A 14,495-nucleotide genomic window follows, 5' to 3' on the forward strand; every position below is an offset into this window, starting at 1 on the left:
GGGAAGGCTGGACCTCTTCGCGTCCACCTGGCGCCTGTGTGCGTGTTGAGCGCGGAGATTCCGTCAGTGATCCGCGCGGAATCATCGTCAGCCCGTGGAGGGCGTGACGTCTGAGATGTCCAGGACGCACAGCTCCCCGGCAGGGGACGGCGGCCGGACGGTAGCGGGAGACCACCGCCCCGGCAGGTCGTACGACGGCGGCACGGCATGACAGACCCCGGTGCTGGCCGGGATCTGTCCGTGTGTCGGCGCCCCGGGTCGTCATGCCCGACCGGGGTCAGGGGGGTGCGTCGCCGCGTGCGACCTCCTGGGCGCACACCTCGTCCAGGTCGTCGAGCCGCCGCATGCCGTGCACGCCGCGGGCCGTGCGCGGGTTGGCGGCCAGCCACTCCTGGTTGCGGGCGAAGAACCACCAGTAGCCCGCGGTGAACGGGCAGGCGTCCTCGCCGGTCCGCCGGGAGGGCCGGTAGCGGCAGGGCGCGCAGAAGTCGCTCATGCGGTTGATGTACGCGCCCCCGGCCGCGTACGGTTTGGTCGCCAGCATGCCGCCGTCGGCGTGCTGCGACATGCCGATCACGTTGGGCACCATCACCCAGTCGTACCCGTCGACGAAGCAGCGGTGGAACCAGTCGGTCAGCCGCGCGGGGTCGTACCCCCGCTGGAGCGCGAAGTTCCCGAGCACCATCAGCCGGACGATGTGGTGGGTGAACCCGGTGTCGCGCACCTGGGCGAGCGCCCACGACAGGCAGCGCGCCTCGACGGCACCGGCGTCCAGCTCCTCGAACCAGGTCGGCGGCGGTGTGCGGGCCGACAGCCGGTTGAGGTGGCGGTAGTCCTCGCCGAAGTGCCAGTACAGGTGCCAGATGTAGTCGCGCCAGCCGATGAGCTGCCGCACGTACCCCTCGACGCTCGCGAGCGGGGCGCGGCCCGCCCGATAGGCGGCCTCGGCGGCCCGTACGCACGTCATGGGGTCGAGCAGCCCGAGGTTGATGGCGGGCGAGAGCATGCTGTGGGCCATGAACGGGTCGTCGGCGAGCATCGCGTCCTGGTGCGGGCCGAAGGCGGGCAGCCGGTGACGGACGAAGCGCCGCAGCGCGCTACGGGCCTCCGCGACGGTGGCGGGGAACACGCGCGGGCCGTCACGCCCGACGAAGGACATCTCGCCGTCGCGTTCCCACCGGTCGAGGTCGTGGCGCACCCGCTCGTCGATCTCGTCCTCCTCGGCCGTCCACGGGCCGGGCACGTCCAGCCCTCCGGCGGGCGGCGGCTCGCGGTTGTCCGCGTCGAGGTTCCACCGGCCTCCGGCGGGCTCGTCGCCGTCCATGAGCACGTCCAGGCGGCGCCGGGCGTCGCGGTAGAAGTCCTCCATGAGCAGCCGGTGGCCGTCCCTGCCCTCGGCCCAGGCGGTGAACTCCCGCGCGGTGCTGGTGAACCCGCGCGAGGGCAGGACGGTCACCTCGGCGCGGCCCCGGACGAACGCGTCGGCCGCGTGGCTGGTGGGCCCGCAGACGGTGACCGGGCCACCGGCGCGGCCGAGCGCCTCGGCGAAGGTACCGGTCCGCAGGAACAGCGCGCGGTCGCCCAGCTCGGCCGCCCGGTGCCGCAGCGCCGAGAGCACCAGGTGCGCCTTCTGCCGGTGGTAGCGCCGCCGCCGCAGCACCGACCTGGCCTCGACCAGCAGCACCGGCTGGTCATCGGAGTCCAGGAAGTGGTCTCCGAGCTGGTCGGCGAACAGCCATCGCCTGCCGTGTTCCCCCATGCCGCCATCTTGGCCGCTCGGCGCGCCGTTTCCCGCGCGCCTCGCTGGAGCCGTACCGCGTGCGGTACGGCTCCAGCGAGGCTGCCGCGCCCGCCCTGGGGTCCTGGCCGAGGATTCAGGCGGCGGGTGGGCGGAGGATCAGGCTCACAACGGGAGCCGCGCGTTCACCTCCTGGTCGACGGCCGCCCTCATGGGTGAGTAGCGCGCGTAGAACTTCCTGCCGCACTCAAGGTCTTCGAGGGCGTCCTTGATCTCCTTGGCGAGGTACGGTCTGGCCTGCGCGACCGTGATGTCCGGCCAGGACTTTCCCTGTTGCTTCCCGATCTTGGTGACCTGCGCCAGCATGGCCTTCTCCCCTCTGCCGGCCAGGTCGCTCGGCGTGAGCGAGGTGATCGCGTAGCCCTTGCCCTTGAGGCAGCCGCCGAACGTCGTGGCCAGGCGCACCAGTTCGGCGTCGCCGTCGAGCCGCCGGGTGATGAGCTGCTTCCTGAGGCCGATGTGCATCTCGAACAGGTCCATCCGGTCCTTCACGTCCTTGTTCAGGACCGCCTTGAACGCCTTGACCATGCAGGCGTTCTCCGCCGCCTTGTAGGCGTTGAACTGCGTCTCGTTCATGCGGCTCCCCGGGTTGGGATCCTGCCTGCCCTCCTCGATGATCAGCGCGCCCGAGGCGGGGTCGTTGGGGTAGACGAACTGGGAGAAGATCCGGTAGCCGTACTTCGCCCTGAACTCCTTGGCCGCGGCGTAGTCACCGGCCGCCATCTTCTTCTGCGCCTCCGTCTCCTTGGGCTCGGGCATGACGAACGGGGTGTACTTGAAGCCCTTCTGTTTCATGCAGGCGGCCTTGAGCCGCTCCATCTTCCACTTCGCCTCCTGCCCCGCGTCGGCGGCGGTCGGAGCGGCAGGTTTTGGCGGGTCGGGGGCGTACCCGGTCAGTGCGGCGAACGCCAGGGCGGCCATGAACACTTTCATGAGGTCTCCAAAGAGATGATGCGCCGGGATCAGCGCAGGGCGGTTCTGCGGTGTTCGCGCGCCACCAGGACCGCGGTGACGGCGGGAAGGGCGAGCAGGGCCCAGTAGGCGAGATGCCGCACGGTGAGATACGGCCCGTGCTCGGCGAGCGCGACGGTGACCGACAGCAGGTGAACCAGCGCGGCCACGCCCCAGCGAGGGTCTCTCGCCGTGCGGGCCGCGCAGACCGCCGCCGCCAGCAGCCCCAGCTCGACAACCGTCCGGACCATGCCGACGGGGAAAGCCGACTCGCCCATCAGGACGGGACCCGCGCAGAGGGCGGGCGCGACCGCGAGCCACCACCAGGAGCGCGCCCTCAGCGGGTGGGCGCTCGCGGCCAGCACGAGCGATCCGGCGAAGGTGAGCCCGTAGGAGAGGGCGACGACCTGGGGGCCGGTTCCGGCGAACAGCCCGTAGGCCGACCGGGGACCCGAGGTGATCGGCATCAGCACGTGGTCGAACAGGGGCACCCCCGCCGCGATCGCCGTGGCCTTCGCCCCGGTGAGAAGCAGGAGAGGGAGCGCCAGCCGTACCCGCCCCCGCAGGACGGCCAGCACGGTGAGGGTGGACAGGGCGATCCACAGCGGGATCGCGGTGACGAAGGGGAGCAACGCGGCCAGGTTGGCGACGGCCAGCGCGGCGACCCCCAGGTGCAGGCCGTCGCGCCAGGCGGGCCCTGCCGCCGCGTGCTCGACGCGGGTGCGCAGCCCGCCCGTCAGCAGCCCCAGGGCCTCCCTGACCTCGGGCGTGTGCCGCCCCGGCTCGGCCGTGTCGAGCAGGATGTCGATGAGCTCGTCGCCGTGCGCCTTGCGGTAGCCCGCGGGATAGGCCAGGAGGAACCTGCGGTAACGCCGCTCAAGCCGCGTCACGCGAGGGCCTCGCGGTTGAGGACCAGGGCCGCCGCCTCGTTCATGCGCCTGGCCTCGCTCCTGACGATCGCCGTCCCTTCGTCGGAGATCCGGAAGTAGCGGCGGACCCGGCCGTTGACCGTCTCCTCACGGTCGACGGTGAGCACCCCGCGCGCGGCGAGGCGTTCGAGGATGGCGTAGAGGGTGCCGACCGTCGGCCGGACCCGGCCCGCCGACAACTCGCCGATCCGCTTGAGGATCGCGTGGCCGTGCAGCGGACCGTCGAGCAGCGCGGCGAGCACGAAGTACATCGGCTCGCTCACTTCTGATGATCTTCTTGGCACAGCCGGAAACATACTCTGTTGAACGGAGTATCGCAACCGGCGGGCGGACCGTCGCCCGCCCGCTCGGGCTCACCGAGCGGCTACGCGCTCGCCACCATCAAGCAGACCGGCCCTCAGGCGGGAACCCTCGGAGAGGGAGCCTGCCTCGATGACGCCGGACGGGCGGCGACGGGCGGCGACGGCGGGATGTTGTGCGTGACGCCGAAGGTGTTGTCAGGGTCGTACAGGCGCTTGAGGGCGCTCAGCCGCCGGTGGTCGGCGGCGGTGTAGGCGTCCGCGGTCCGGGCCGGGTCGTGCAGGAAGTTCAGGAACGCCCCACCGCCGGTGTGCGCGCGCAGGGCGTCAGCCAGGGCCGGAGAACCGGCGTCGGCGATCACCGACAGGCGGGTGGCGCGGTGGCCGACCGGCCCGGCGCCGGGGCCGGGGCGGCCCATGGCGCCGCCCCAGTGCCGGATCTCCACGGCCGGTCCGTCGTACGGCTCGGCGAAGCGTATGATCGCCGCGATCGCCGGGTCCGGCAGCTCCTTCAGGAGTTCGACCTGGCCGGGGGCGATGCCCCCCATGGAGGCCCCGGCGTACGGCGTGGTGCGGAAGTCCTCGACGAGCGCCGGGCCCGCGGCTCGCCGCAGTGGCCTCAGCAGCCGCCGACCCTCGTCGGCGCTCCCCGCGTACAGCGCCTTGAGCCGCAGGACGCGTCGGCCGCGCACGGCCGGGGGCACCTCCGGGGCGTCGGGCATCGAGGTCAGTGACAGTGCGGTGCTGAGCTCGTCGGGCAGCCCGGTGATCCAGTCCCGGTAGAAGGCCACGATCTCTCCGGCGCGTTCGACCGGGAAACAGGCGGTGCCGGTGAAGACCTGGGCCACCGGGTGCAGCCGGAACTCCAGCGAGGTGACCACGCCGAAGTTGCCGCCTCCGCCGCGCAGCGCCCAGTACAGGTCGGGGTGGCTGTCGGGAGCGGCGGTCACGAGCCGCCCGTCGGCCGTGACGACCTGGGCGCGCAGCACGCTGTCGGCGGCGAAGCCGTACGCGCGGGAGAGCCAGCCCAGCCCTCCGCCGAGGGTGTACCCGGTCACGCCGACACCGGCGTGCGAGCCCGACACGGGGGCCAGCCCGAACGGCTCGGCGGCCGTCGTGACCTGGCCCCATCGGGCGCCGGGGCCGACGCGGGCGACGCGCCGGCGCGGATCGAGGAGTACGCCGCCCATGGAGGACGTCCTCAGCAACAGGCCGCCGTCGCAGGGCGCGTGGGTGCCGTGCCCGGTCGCCTGCACGGCCAGTGCCAGCCCGGCGTCCCGAGCCGCCGCGACCGCCGCTCGTACGTCCTCGGCGCCGGTCGCCTCGGCGACCAGCGCGGGCCGCTGGTCGATCGGCGTGAACAGCGGGCGCCGGTGCTCTTCGTATCCGGCTTCGCCGGGCAGGTGCACGGCACCGGCGAAGCCCGCGCGCAGACGGCGTACGAGGGTGGAGGTGTTCCTCGATCCGGTCAGGATCATGATGACCGCTTCCTTCTGGGGGTTCGCCGGTCCCGCGATGAACTGGGCGGAGGGCTCGGAGAGGTACGTCTCGGGGGCGGGTGAGGACGACGGTGCCGTCCGGCACGCCGCGTCCTCCAGCAGCGCGACGGAGGAGTCATGCTGCTCGGACAGGGGGTGGCGGGCCGCCGGGAGATCGCCGTCGAGGCCGGGGCGTCGGCGGCCAGCTCGCGCGAGCGGGACGACGCCTTCTCGGCTCGGCGTCTTGCGGGTGGGTCACCAGGGGACCGGACCCGGGCCGCTCCTCTGTGTTTCGCTCATGCCAGAGATGATTACACGTCTGATAGTAAGGCGTCAAACTATACGGCGATGCTTGTATTTGACCTCGAACTACCAGGAGGGTACGACGATTTGGACCACCTCGGCGGCGAGTGCGCGGTGACGCGTGGCGAGTCACTCTCTTCCCGGAACCGGGGCGGGGAGAGGCGCCGCGACCCGCTCACGCATCGTCGAAGCCTCGCCGGGGCCGCCGCGGACGAGATCAGGGAACGCGGCACGTCACCACGCTCGACGACGTGGTCAGGCGCGGCGGCACCGGCGCCCGGAGGCCGGGAACGGCTCCCGCTCGCGGTCGCCGAACCCGAGGCCGTACCCGGTGCGACCGCTTTATTCGATGATCGCGGTGACTTCGGCCTCGATGAGGATGCCGGGCTCGAAAAGCACGTCCACCCCGATCAGCGCGGCCGGTGGCGTGGCGATGTCGAACTCGCGGGCCGCCTGTTCGACGCCCGCGTTGAAGGCGTCGTACATCTCCCTCTTCCAGCCCGCGGCGTACCACGTGACGCGGACGACGTCGTGGAACGTCGCTCCGGCCGCGTCCAGCGCCTTGGCGACGTTGCGGTAGACCTGGGCGACCTGCCCGGCGAGGTCGCCCGGTGCCACGAGCTCGCCGTTCTCGTCCCAGGCGACCTGTCCCGCGACGTGGACCTGCCTGCTCCCCCGCGCCACCGCGACGTGGTGGTAGAGCGGGACCTGGACATGCCCGTCGGGGTTGATGAGCGAAACAGCCATGAGATCTCCTGGTCGGCTATGTGATCGGGGCGCCGCAGGGCCCCAATACTCTCTTGTGGTTACTCGGAAACCATAGGAGAGTGTTCACTGACGTGGAAGAACGCACTTTTTAGAGACTGGGGAACCTTATGGTGACCAAGCAGTTCGCAGGCACGGCCGACGAGGCGGACCTGAGGCGCGAGGACTCCCTGGCGCGGGAGATCTTCTCGGATGTCGCCAACAAGTGGGCGCTGCTCATCATCGAGGCTCTCGGTGAGCGCACCCTCCGCTTCAGCGAACTGCGCGACGAGGTCGAGGGCATCAGCCACAAGATGCTCACCCAGAACCTGCGCATGCTGGAGCGCAACGGCCTGGCCGTGCGGAAGGTGTATCCCACCGTGCCGCCGCGAGTCGAGTACACCCTCACCGAGCCGGGCCAGGCCCTGCGCGCGACGGTTGATCTCATCTGCGGCTGGACCCACCGGTACTTCGGCCACATCGAGACCGCCCGCAGGCGCTTCGACGCCTGAGAGGTGCCTTGGATCCGGTTCAGTAAAGGCTCGTTCCGATTCCGCATCGATCGATACGGAAGTGGAGGGCGGCCTGTTCTGCATCGATCGTTGCGGAAGAGCTAAACTGCGGGGGTGGAGACCAGACAGCGCCGCCCGACCGGCCGACCGCGGGGATTCGACGCCGACGAGGCGCTTGAACGCGCCCTGCTGGTGTTCTGGGAGCAGGGGTACGAGGGGGCCAGCCTGGCCAGCCTGACCGGCGCGATGGGCATCTCCACCACCAGCATGTACACCGCCTTCGGCAACAAGGAGGAGCTCTTCCGCAAGGCCCTGGAGCGCTACACCGAAGGCCCGAGCGCCTACCTGGACCGAGCCCTGGACGAGCCGACCGCCCTCGGCGTCGTCACCGCGATCTTCGCGGGCACCGTCCGGACCACCACCCGCCCGACCGGTCCCAACGGGTGCCTGGGCGTCCAGGGCGCCCTGGCCACCGGCGACTCCAGCCGCGGGGCCCGCGACCTCCTCGTCACGTGGCGCGACAGCGGCTACTGCCGCATCCGGGAACGGTTCGAACGAGCCGTCGACGACGGCGACCTGCCGCCGGAGGCCGACCCGGCACTGCTCGCCCGCTACGTCACCGCCCTGGCCTACGGCATCGCCGTACAGGCCGCCGGTGGCGTCGGCCGCGACGAACTCCAGGACGTGGCCGACGCCGCCCTGCGCGGCTGGCCGCCCTGCTGAGAACCGCGGCCTCGCCGACCCGGGGTCCCGTGGTTCTCAGGAAACGTCGGACTGATATGCCTGACCTGCGGTTATTCTGATCTCCTCAGTTGCACGCATGAAGGGGTGTCGCCGCCGGGGACGTCGTCCCGCGAGTGATCCTCAAAAAATAAATCGAGGGGTGCCCGGCCCGGAGCACGTCCCCTGGATCGACCCGGCCTGACGAACGGCCTGGCGTCAGCGGCTCCACCGATCAGAAATCCTCCGCCACGTCGTCAGTTCTGGTAGCCCCTCGCACCGGTGGAAGGATTGACGACCATGACCGACGCTAGATCACTGGGCGACGACGAGGCCACGTTCATCGCGGCGGTCCGCTCGGACGACAAGGCGAGATTCGCGCTCCTCACGGAGCGTCACCGCCGTGAGCTGCAGGTGCACTGCTACCGGATGCTCGCGAACTACGAGGACGCCCAGGACATGACGCAGGAGACGTTCCTGCGAGCGTGGAACAAGCGGGAGTCGTTCAAGGGCCACGCCGCGCTGCGGACCTGGCTGTACCGGATCGCGACGAACGCCTGCCTCGACTTCCTGGACAAGCGCAACGACCGCACACCCGTGTCATCCGAGCTGCCGGACCCCGGCTCCGAGATGCTGTACCTGCAGCCGTACCCGGACCGGATGCTCCCGGAGGACCCGCAGGAATCGGTGGTGGCGCGGGAGACGATCGAGCTGGCGTTCATCGTCGCCGTCCAGCACCTGCCGCCGCGGCAGCGGGCGGTGTTCATCGTGCGCGACGTCCTCGGCTGGCCCGCGTCGAAGGCCGCCGACACCCTTGAGCTGACCGTCGCATCGGTGACCAGCGCACTGCAGCGGGCGCGCGTGACGATGCGCGAGCAGCTGCCCGACCGCCGCCTCGACTGGCGGAGCCCCGCCACCCACGAGCTGTCGAATGACGAGCGCGACGTGGTGAAGTCGTACATCGACGCCCACGAGCGCAACGACCTCGACGGGCTGACGGCCTTGCTGCGCGACGACCTGCGCTTCGCGATGCTGCCCGAGTCGGGCACCTTGGTCGTGACGGCCAAGGACGCGGTGGACGGCTGGGTCTCCGGCGGGCTCTTCCAGCACGGTCACGACGACTGGCGCTGTACCACCACGACGGTCAACCGCATGCCCGCCGCCGCGCTGTACCTCCGCACCCCCGGCGACCCGGAATACCGTTTGTTCGCCATCGCGGTCCTGCGCATCGTCGACGGGAAGATCGCCGAGCTCACCGGATTCGACGCCGCCGACAAGCCATGGCTGGGCCTGCCCGCGACGCTGTGATCAGACAGGTCCCCGTCGTCGACGAATCCAGCGTACGGGCCGCCGTCACCGAGGTCACCGCGGAATGAGCACCCCGGCCAGCTGAGCACCACCGCCCCGCCGGCGTCACCGGCGGGGCGTCCTCATGCCCCGAAGAACATCGTCATGATCAACGACGCCGTCGTCCTCGTCTCCGGCGAGCCGGTCAACAGCTCACCCGGAACGCGAGGAAGGTTCCCTCACAGCCGAGGGTCATGGTGAGCACACCGGGAAGGATCTCGGCCCGTGCTCATCGCCTCCTCTCGTATCGAGTCAGCAGCACGCCGCCGGGAAACGTCCGCGTCTCCACCAGGGTCAGGTTCACCCAGCTGTCCAGCGCCGTGAAGAACGGCGTGCCGCCGCCCACCAGGACCGGGTAGGTGACCAGCACGTACTCGTCGATCAGCCCGGCCCGCATGGCCGCCGAGGCGAGGGTGGCACCGCAGATGTCCATGAAGCCGCCGTCCTCGGCCTTGAGCCTGGTGATCTCGGTGACCGCGTCGCCGGTGACCAGGCGGGTGTTCCAGTCGACCTTGTCGATCGTCGAGGAGAACACCACCTTCGGCATGTCCCGCCAGCGGCGGGAGAACTCGATCTCCGCCGGGGTGGCGCCGGGCCGCTGGTCGGCGGTCGGCCAGGAGGAGCTCATCGCCTCCCACAGTTTGCGCCCGTACAGCGCCAGGCCGGTCGCCCCCACCCGGTCGGACCACCACTGGAACAGCTCGTCGCTCGACGACGAGTCCGGCCCCTCTCCCCCGCTCCAGCCGAGGTCGTCGCCGGGCGCGGCGATGTAGCCGTCCAGGGTCACATTCATGCCGAAGATCAGTTTCCGCATCGTGCCAGCCTCTCGTGAGTCGATCTCACACGTACAGACGGTCGCGGCGCGGAAACCTCATCGGTGCGCGATCCGCGCGCCGCGGGCCGTGGCGTTCGCATGACGGCCGGTCGCGGTCGCCCGTCTCCACACCTTTCTGAAGTGATCGATGCGGAACGTGCTACGGTGGACTTCCGCATCGATCGATGCGGAAGTCGGCGCGGGTCGGCTCCCGCGGGCGCCGGGATCGCCTCACCCGGTGCCGTACGACTGCCATACAGAAAGGGGCATCTGGTGTCCGACAGTGATCTGCGCGGGTTCTACCTGCGCTACATCGGTGAGCTCAACGCCCACAGGTTCGACCGGATGGACGAGTTCATCGACGACCGGACCACGTTGAACGGCGAGCCCGCCACCCGGGACGACCTCATCACCGTGCAGAAGGCCGACGTGGACGCGGTCCCGGACCTGCGCTGGGAGCTTCAGGAACTGCTCCTCGACGGTGACCGCCTGGCCGCGCGGCTGGTCAACACGGGTACGCCGGTGAAGGAGTGGCTCGGCGTGAAACCCACCGGCGCCTCGTTCGAGATCACCGAGTACGCCATCTACCAGGTGCGCGACGGGCGGTTCGTGCACATGACGGCCCTGCACGACGCCGGTGAGCTACTCCGGCAGCTTGCCGGCTGACTCTTCGGCGCTGGCGACGTGGAGACACCCAACACTTCGAGAGGAAACGACGCATGACCGTCACACTGATCACCGGGGCCAACAAGGGCATCGGTTTCGAGACCGCCAGACAACTTCTGGAACTGGGGCACATCGTCTACCTCGGTGCGCGCGACATCGAGCGGGGCGAGAAGGCCGCGGCCGCCCTCGGCGCACGGTTCGTGCGGCTCGACGTGACCGACGACGCCTCGGTGGGCGACGCGCTGGCGACGATCGGGGCGGCCGAGGGACAGCTCGACGTCCTGGTGCACAACGCGGGCATCCTCGGGAACGAACCCCTCGACGGTCCCACGGCCCTGCGGGTCTTCGACACCAACGCGGTGGGAATCGTACGCGTCACGGAGGCGGCGCTCCCCCTGCTGCGCAAGTCCTCGAACCCCACCGTGGTCACGGTATCGAGCAGCGCCGGATCGTTCTGGGCGGTGAACAACCCCGACAGGCCCGAGTTCAACCTGCCGCTGGCGCTCTACTCCGCGTCCAAGGCGGCGGCGACCATGCTGACGGTGCAGTACGCCAAGTCCCAGCCCGGTATCAAGTTCAACGCGCTGGAGCCCGGCACCACGGCCACCGACATGACCGCGGCCTTCGGGATCGGAAGATCGCCGGAGGAGAGCGCCAGGGCCGTCGTACGCCTGGCGACTCTCGACGTGGACGGCCCGACGGGCACCTTCCAGGACGAGACCGGGGAACTGCCCTGGTAACCGGACCCGGCCCTGACCGGACAGCGGCTCGGCCACCGTCGGCGGCCGGTGACGCGGTCACGCGCGGAGCCGGGCGTTGTTCGACCGCGGACTCGGCATGGCCGGTACCCCGCACCCCGCCTTGATCGATACGGTCAGGACGGCTAGCGTGATCGCCGTGTTTGCGGGGAAGCGGGGAGGCGGGGCGATCGCGTCACGCGGGAGGGGCCCCGGCCACGATGAGCCGCTCGACCATGCCGCCACGGAGTTTGGGGCCGACTGACGATGAGTGCTGAAGAGGATTTCAGGCAGGTCGGCGCCGAGCTGGCCGACCTGGGGGTGGGGGTCTCCTCGATGATGGGGAATCCCGCGCTGAAAGACCGGGCGGGGAAGGTGTTCGCGAGCCTGCGACGTGACGGCGCGATGGTGTTCCGGCTGGTCAGGGACACCCCCGAACACGCGGTCGCGCTCCAGCTGGCCGGGGCGTCCCTGTTCGACCCCTCGGGGCGGGGCAGGGTGATGAAGGACTGGGTGGTCGTGCCCCACTCCGCGGTCGAGAAATGGACGGATCTGGCCGAGGCCGCCCTCAGCCGCCCCCGCTGACCCCTGGCATCCCGTACGCGCGGGAAGGAGACGCCGCTGCCCGTACGGTAGCCCCGCTCGACACTCGACATCCCGTACGCGCGGGAAGGAGACGACGGTGACCTGGAGCACCCGCGAACTCGCGCAACTCGCCGGTACGACGGTGAACACCATCCGGCACTACCACCGGCTCGGCCTGCTAGAGGAGCCGGAACGCCGATACAACGGCTACAAACAGTACGGCGTGCGGGAGCTCGTACGCCTGCTGCGCATCCGGCGCCTCACCGAGCTGGGAGTGCCGCTCTCCCGGATCGGCGAGATCGGCGCGGACGCGGGCGGGGACGTCACCACCGAAGCCCTGCGCCAGGTCGACGCCGAACTCGCGGCCGACATCGAGCGTCTGCAGCGCGCCCGGTCCGACATCGCGACCATCCTGCGCGACAGCGCGCCGGCCGACACCCCCGCGGGGTTCGAGTCCGTCGCCGCGCGCCTGTCCGGCTCCGACAGGTCGATCATCCACATCTACCGGCAGCTGTACGACGAGGACGCGATGGCGGATCTGCGGCACATGGTGGAGGCCGACACCGACCCCATCGGCGACGACATCGACTCCCTGCCCCCCGACGCGGACGAGGCGACCAGGCGGCGCCTCGCCGAGAAGCTCGCGCCGACCCTCGCCCAGCACCTCGTCGACTACCCCTGGCTGAGCGACCCGGCGACGCATCTGTCGAAGAGCGAGCACGTCACGCGGCAGACCTTCCTCGACGCGGTGGCCGAGCTCTACAACACCGCCCAGATCGACGTGCTGCACCGCGCGAGCGTTCTCGCCCACGAACAACTGCGCGTCGCGCGCGAGGCGGACGACGACCGCGTTTGACCCTGTTCCCGGAACACGGTTTCTCCTTGGGGGCACGTCGAGACAGTCCTCGGCCTTCGTGGTCCATGCTCACGGCCGCGATGGCCTGAGCCACCCGTACCCCGCCCCTCCCTCGAAAGGCAGGACCGATGGCCGAGCACCCCGGAGAACCCGTGACCGGCGACAGGACCGAGGCCGAACCGCTCGGGGCACCGACCCTGGCGGAGGATCTCCTGCTGCTTTTGTTCCAGCCGGACGCCGGGTCGCGGGGCACCGGGATCATCGCGGGCGAGAACACGCTCTTCTACATCCTCGCGGGAGCGGTGCTCGCCGATCTCGGGCTCGGCGGGCATGTGCGTACCGTTCCCGGCCGGGGCGGATCGACGCGGGTGGAGGCCGTCGCGGACCACCCGCCGTCGGACGGCATCCTGCGATCCGCGTGGGACTACCTCGCGGAAAAACCCCGGGGTGTCCAGACGGCGCTCGCCGCGATCGGGCCGACCCTGCGGGGCCCGCTGCTCGACCGGCTCGTCGAACGCGGCGACATCCGGCGCGCGAGCCGCAGGACGCTCGGCCTGTTCGACACGAAGGTCCTTGAGGACGGCGGAACCGGTCGCCGGGCACGCCTCCTCTCCGACGTACGGGACGTCCTCGTCGACGGCGCGGAACCCCGGCGCCGGGTCGCCGCCCTCGGGGCGCTGCTCTCGGGAAGCGGGACCCTGCCCCAGTTCCATCGCGAGATCCCCTGGACCTCTCCGGTGATCACCCGCGCCAAGCAGCTTGAGCAGGGCAACTGGGGAGCCGGGGCCGCCGCAGAGGCGGTCGCGCGCACCGTCACCGCGACCATCGTCGGCAACGTCATCGTCGCGGCGGCCGTCCTCCCGAGTGGTGACTGATGGGCACCTACGCGGTGACGGGTTCGGCGTCGGGGATGGGCGCCGCGGTGGCCGAGCGGCTGCGCGCCGCCGGGCATTCCGTGATCGGCGTGGATCTGCGTGACGTCGACGTCGTCGCCGACCTCGCGACCCCCGAAGGCCGCTCGGCGGCGGCCGCCGGGATACTCGACCGGTCCGGTGGCGTACTCGACGGCGCGGTCGCCGCCGCCGGGATCGGGCCCCTGCCCGGCCCCGGCCGCGTACGGAGGATCGCGCAGACCAACTACCTGGGCTCGGTCGAGCCGCTGACCGCCCTGCGGCCCGCGCTCGCGGCGAGCGGCGACGCCCGTGCCGTGGTGTTCGGCAGCAACTCGCCGACCGTCATGCCCGCGGTGCCCCGGCACGTGTTCCGCGCCATCCGCGCGGGCAACATCGACCGGGCGGTGCGAAGGGCGCGGATGTACGGGCGGGCCGCCCCCAACTTCGCCTACGCGGCGTCGAAGCTCGCGGTGACCGACTGGGCGCGGCGGGCGGCGGTGACCCCGGCGTGGGCCGGGGCCGGGATCAGGCTCAACGTGATCGCCCCGGGACCGGTGAAGACTCCTATCCTCGACGAGGAACTGGCGGACCCGCTCGCGGCCAGGGCGTTCCACTCGTTTCCCAACCCGGTCGGCGAGGTGGGCGACCCCGGGCACCTCGCCGACTGGGTGATCATGATGCTCTCGCCCGCGGCGGCGTTCATGAGCGGCAGCGTCATCGTCGTCGACGGCGGTGCCGAGGCGTGGTTCCGGGCCGGTGACTGGCCCCGGCCCGTCGCCCTCCGGCGGCTCCCCCGCTACCTGTGGCGCTGGCGAGCCTTCTCCCGGTTTTCGTCCGACCCGTCCGAACCGGTGTGACGGCTG

The 14,495-nt window shown here is 70.9% G+C and carries 16 protein-coding genes; 9 read left to right on the top strand and 7 right to left on the bottom strand.

The annotated features are described in order from the left end of the window. Positions 1-277: 277 nt before the first annotated feature. From ACW9TB_RS35380 to ACW9TB_RS35405, 6 genes are all read right to left on the bottom strand, one after another. Entirely contained in the window at positions 278-1,759 is a 1,482-nt protein-coding gene (locus ACW9TB_RS35380) for a cryptochrome/photolyase family protein (protein ID WP_472752472.1), read from the bottom strand. A gap of 144 nt (positions 1,760-1,903) precedes the next feature. Next, the gene (locus tag ACW9TB_RS35385; RefSeq protein WP_472752473.1) at positions 1,904-2,731 is read right to left on the bottom strand and encodes a hypothetical protein; all 828 of its coding nucleotides are present in this window, start codon (positions 2,729-2,731) and stop codon (positions 1,904-1,906) included. 29 nt (positions 2,732-2,760) lie between these two features. Continuing rightward, complete coding sequence (locus tag ACW9TB_RS35390) at positions 2,761-3,639, bottom strand: hypothetical protein (RefSeq protein WP_472752474.1); 879 nt, start codon at positions 3,637-3,639, stop codon at positions 2,761-2,763. Next, positions 3,636-3,941 (bottom strand): PadR family transcriptional regulator, encoded by a 306-nt coding sequence (locus ACW9TB_RS35395; protein ID WP_472752475.1) that lies wholly within the window; start codon positions 3,939-3,941, stop codon positions 3,636-3,638. The genes ACW9TB_RS35390 and ACW9TB_RS35395 overlap by 4 nt, the downstream gene beginning before the upstream one ends. Positions 3,942-4,075: 134 nt before the next feature. After that, a complete protein-coding gene (locus ACW9TB_RS35400) occupies positions 4,076-5,455 on the bottom strand; it encodes an FAD-binding oxidoreductase (RefSeq protein ID WP_472752476.1) in 1,380 nt (459 codons plus the stop codon). Positions 5,456-6,100: 645 nt separating this feature from the next. Then, positions 6,101-6,505: a RidA family protein gene (locus ACW9TB_RS35405; RefSeq protein WP_472752477.1), complete on the bottom strand. Its 405-nt coding sequence runs from the start codon at positions 6,503-6,505 to the stop codon at positions 6,101-6,103. 128 nt (positions 6,506-6,633) lie between these two features. Between ACW9TB_RS35405 and ACW9TB_RS35410 the strand changes: the two genes are divergently transcribed. The 3 genes from ACW9TB_RS35410 to ACW9TB_RS35420 all read left to right on the top strand — a co-directional run bounded on the left by ACW9TB_RS35410 (position 6,634) and on the right by ACW9TB_RS35420 (position 9,042). Further along, positions 6,634-7,014 (top strand): winged helix-turn-helix transcriptional regulator, encoded by a 381-nt coding sequence (locus ACW9TB_RS35410; RefSeq protein ID WP_472752478.1) that lies wholly within the window; start codon positions 6,634-6,636, stop codon positions 7,012-7,014. Between the two features lie 114 nt (positions 7,015-7,128). Continuing rightward, positions 7,129-7,737 (top strand): TetR/AcrR family transcriptional regulator, encoded by a 609-nt coding sequence (locus tag ACW9TB_RS35415; protein ID WP_472752479.1) that lies wholly within the window; start codon positions 7,129-7,131, stop codon positions 7,735-7,737. A 297-nt stretch (positions 7,738-8,034) separates the two neighbouring features. After that, the gene (locus tag ACW9TB_RS35420; RefSeq protein WP_472752480.1) at positions 8,035-9,042 is read left to right on the top strand and encodes an RNA polymerase subunit sigma-70; all 1,008 of its coding nucleotides are present in this window, start codon (positions 8,035-8,037) and stop codon (positions 9,040-9,042) included. A gap of 268 nt (positions 9,043-9,310) precedes the next feature. On the opposite strand, the gene ACW9TB_RS35425 is transcribed toward ACW9TB_RS35420, so the two are convergent. Continuing rightward, positions 9,311-9,895, bottom strand: a complete 585-nt coding sequence (locus ACW9TB_RS35425; protein WP_472752481.1) for a dihydrofolate reductase family protein — start codon at positions 9,893-9,895, stop codon at positions 9,311-9,313. A 273-nt stretch (positions 9,896-10,168) separates the two neighbouring features. Between ACW9TB_RS35425 and ACW9TB_RS35430 the strand changes: the two genes are divergently transcribed. From ACW9TB_RS35430 to ACW9TB_RS35455, 6 genes are all read left to right on the top strand, one after another. Continuing rightward, a complete protein-coding gene (locus ACW9TB_RS35430) occupies positions 10,169-10,561 on the top strand; it encodes an ester cyclase (RefSeq protein WP_472752482.1) in 393 nt (130 codons plus the stop codon). A gap of 53 nt (positions 10,562-10,614) precedes the next feature. Then, positions 10,615-11,301 (top strand): SDR family NAD(P)-dependent oxidoreductase, encoded by a 687-nt coding sequence (locus ACW9TB_RS35435; RefSeq protein WP_472752483.1) that lies wholly within the window; start codon positions 10,615-10,617, stop codon positions 11,299-11,301. A gap of 264 nt (positions 11,302-11,565) precedes the next feature. Then, positions 11,566-11,883: a hypothetical protein gene (locus tag ACW9TB_RS35440; protein WP_472752484.1), complete on the top strand. Its 318-nt coding sequence runs from the start codon at positions 11,566-11,568 to the stop codon at positions 11,881-11,883. Positions 11,884-11,980: 97 nt separating this feature from the next. Next, positions 11,981-12,739 (top strand): helix-turn-helix domain-containing protein, encoded by a 759-nt coding sequence (locus ACW9TB_RS35445; protein WP_472752485.1) that lies wholly within the window; start codon positions 11,981-11,983, stop codon positions 12,737-12,739. Between the two features lie 128 nt (positions 12,740-12,867). Continuing rightward, positions 12,868-13,614: a GOLPH3/VPS74 family protein gene (locus ACW9TB_RS35450; RefSeq protein ID WP_472752486.1), complete on the top strand. Its 747-nt coding sequence runs from the start codon at positions 12,868-12,870 to the stop codon at positions 13,612-13,614. Next, positions 13,614-14,489 carry an SDR family oxidoreductase gene (locus ACW9TB_RS35455; protein ID WP_472752487.1) on the top strand — a complete coding sequence of 292 codons (876 nt, stop codon included), beginning with the start codon at positions 13,614-13,616 and terminating at the stop codon, positions 14,487-14,489. Before ACW9TB_RS35450 ends, ACW9TB_RS35455 begins: the two co-directional genes overlap by 1 nt. Positions 14,490-14,495 lie beyond the last annotated feature (6 nt).

Source organism: Streptosporangium sp. H13245, assembly GCF_055690525.1.

What these genes read in the sequence shown, in the direction of transcription:
- ACW9TB_RS35450 (WP_472752486.1), top strand. Translation starts at nt 12,868, where the DNA reads ATGGCCGAGCACCCCGGAGAACCCGTGACCGGCGACAGGACCGAGGCC.
- ACW9TB_RS35455 (WP_472752487.1), top strand. Translation starts at nt 13,614, where the DNA reads ATGGGCACCTACGCGGTGACGGGTTCGGCGTCGGGGATGGGCGCCGCG.
- ACW9TB_RS35420 (WP_472752480.1), top strand. Translation starts at nt 8,035, where the DNA reads ATGACCGACGCTAGATCACTGGGCGACGACGAGGCCACGTTCATCGCG.
- ACW9TB_RS35435 (WP_472752483.1), top strand. Translation starts at nt 10,615, where the DNA reads ATGACCGTCACACTGATCACCGGGGCCAACAAGGGCATCGGTTTCGAG.
- ACW9TB_RS35380 (WP_472752472.1), bottom strand. Translation starts at nt 1,759, where the DNA reads ATGGGGGAACACGGCAGGCGATGGCTGTTCGCCGACCAGCTCGGAGAC.
- ACW9TB_RS35400 (WP_472752476.1), bottom strand. Translation starts at nt 5,455, where the DNA reads ATGATCCTGACCGGATCGAGGAACACCTCCACCCTCGTACGCCGTCTG.
- ACW9TB_RS35425 (WP_472752481.1), bottom strand. Translation starts at nt 9,895, where the DNA reads ATGCGGAAACTGATCTTCGGCATGAATGTGACCCTGGACGGCTACATC.
- ACW9TB_RS35410 (WP_472752478.1), top strand. Translation starts at nt 6,634, where the DNA reads ATGGTGACCAAGCAGTTCGCAGGCACGGCCGACGAGGCGGACCTGAGG.
- ACW9TB_RS35385 (WP_472752473.1), bottom strand. Translation starts at nt 2,731, where the DNA reads ATGAAAGTGTTCATGGCCGCCCTGGCGTTCGCCGCACTGACCGGGTAC.
- ACW9TB_RS35405 (WP_472752477.1), bottom strand. Translation starts at nt 6,505, where the DNA reads ATGGCTGTTTCGCTCATCAACCCCGACGGGCATGTCCAGGTCCCGCTC.
- ACW9TB_RS35440 (WP_472752484.1), top strand. Translation starts at nt 11,566, where the DNA reads ATGAGTGCTGAAGAGGATTTCAGGCAGGTCGGCGCCGAGCTGGCCGAC.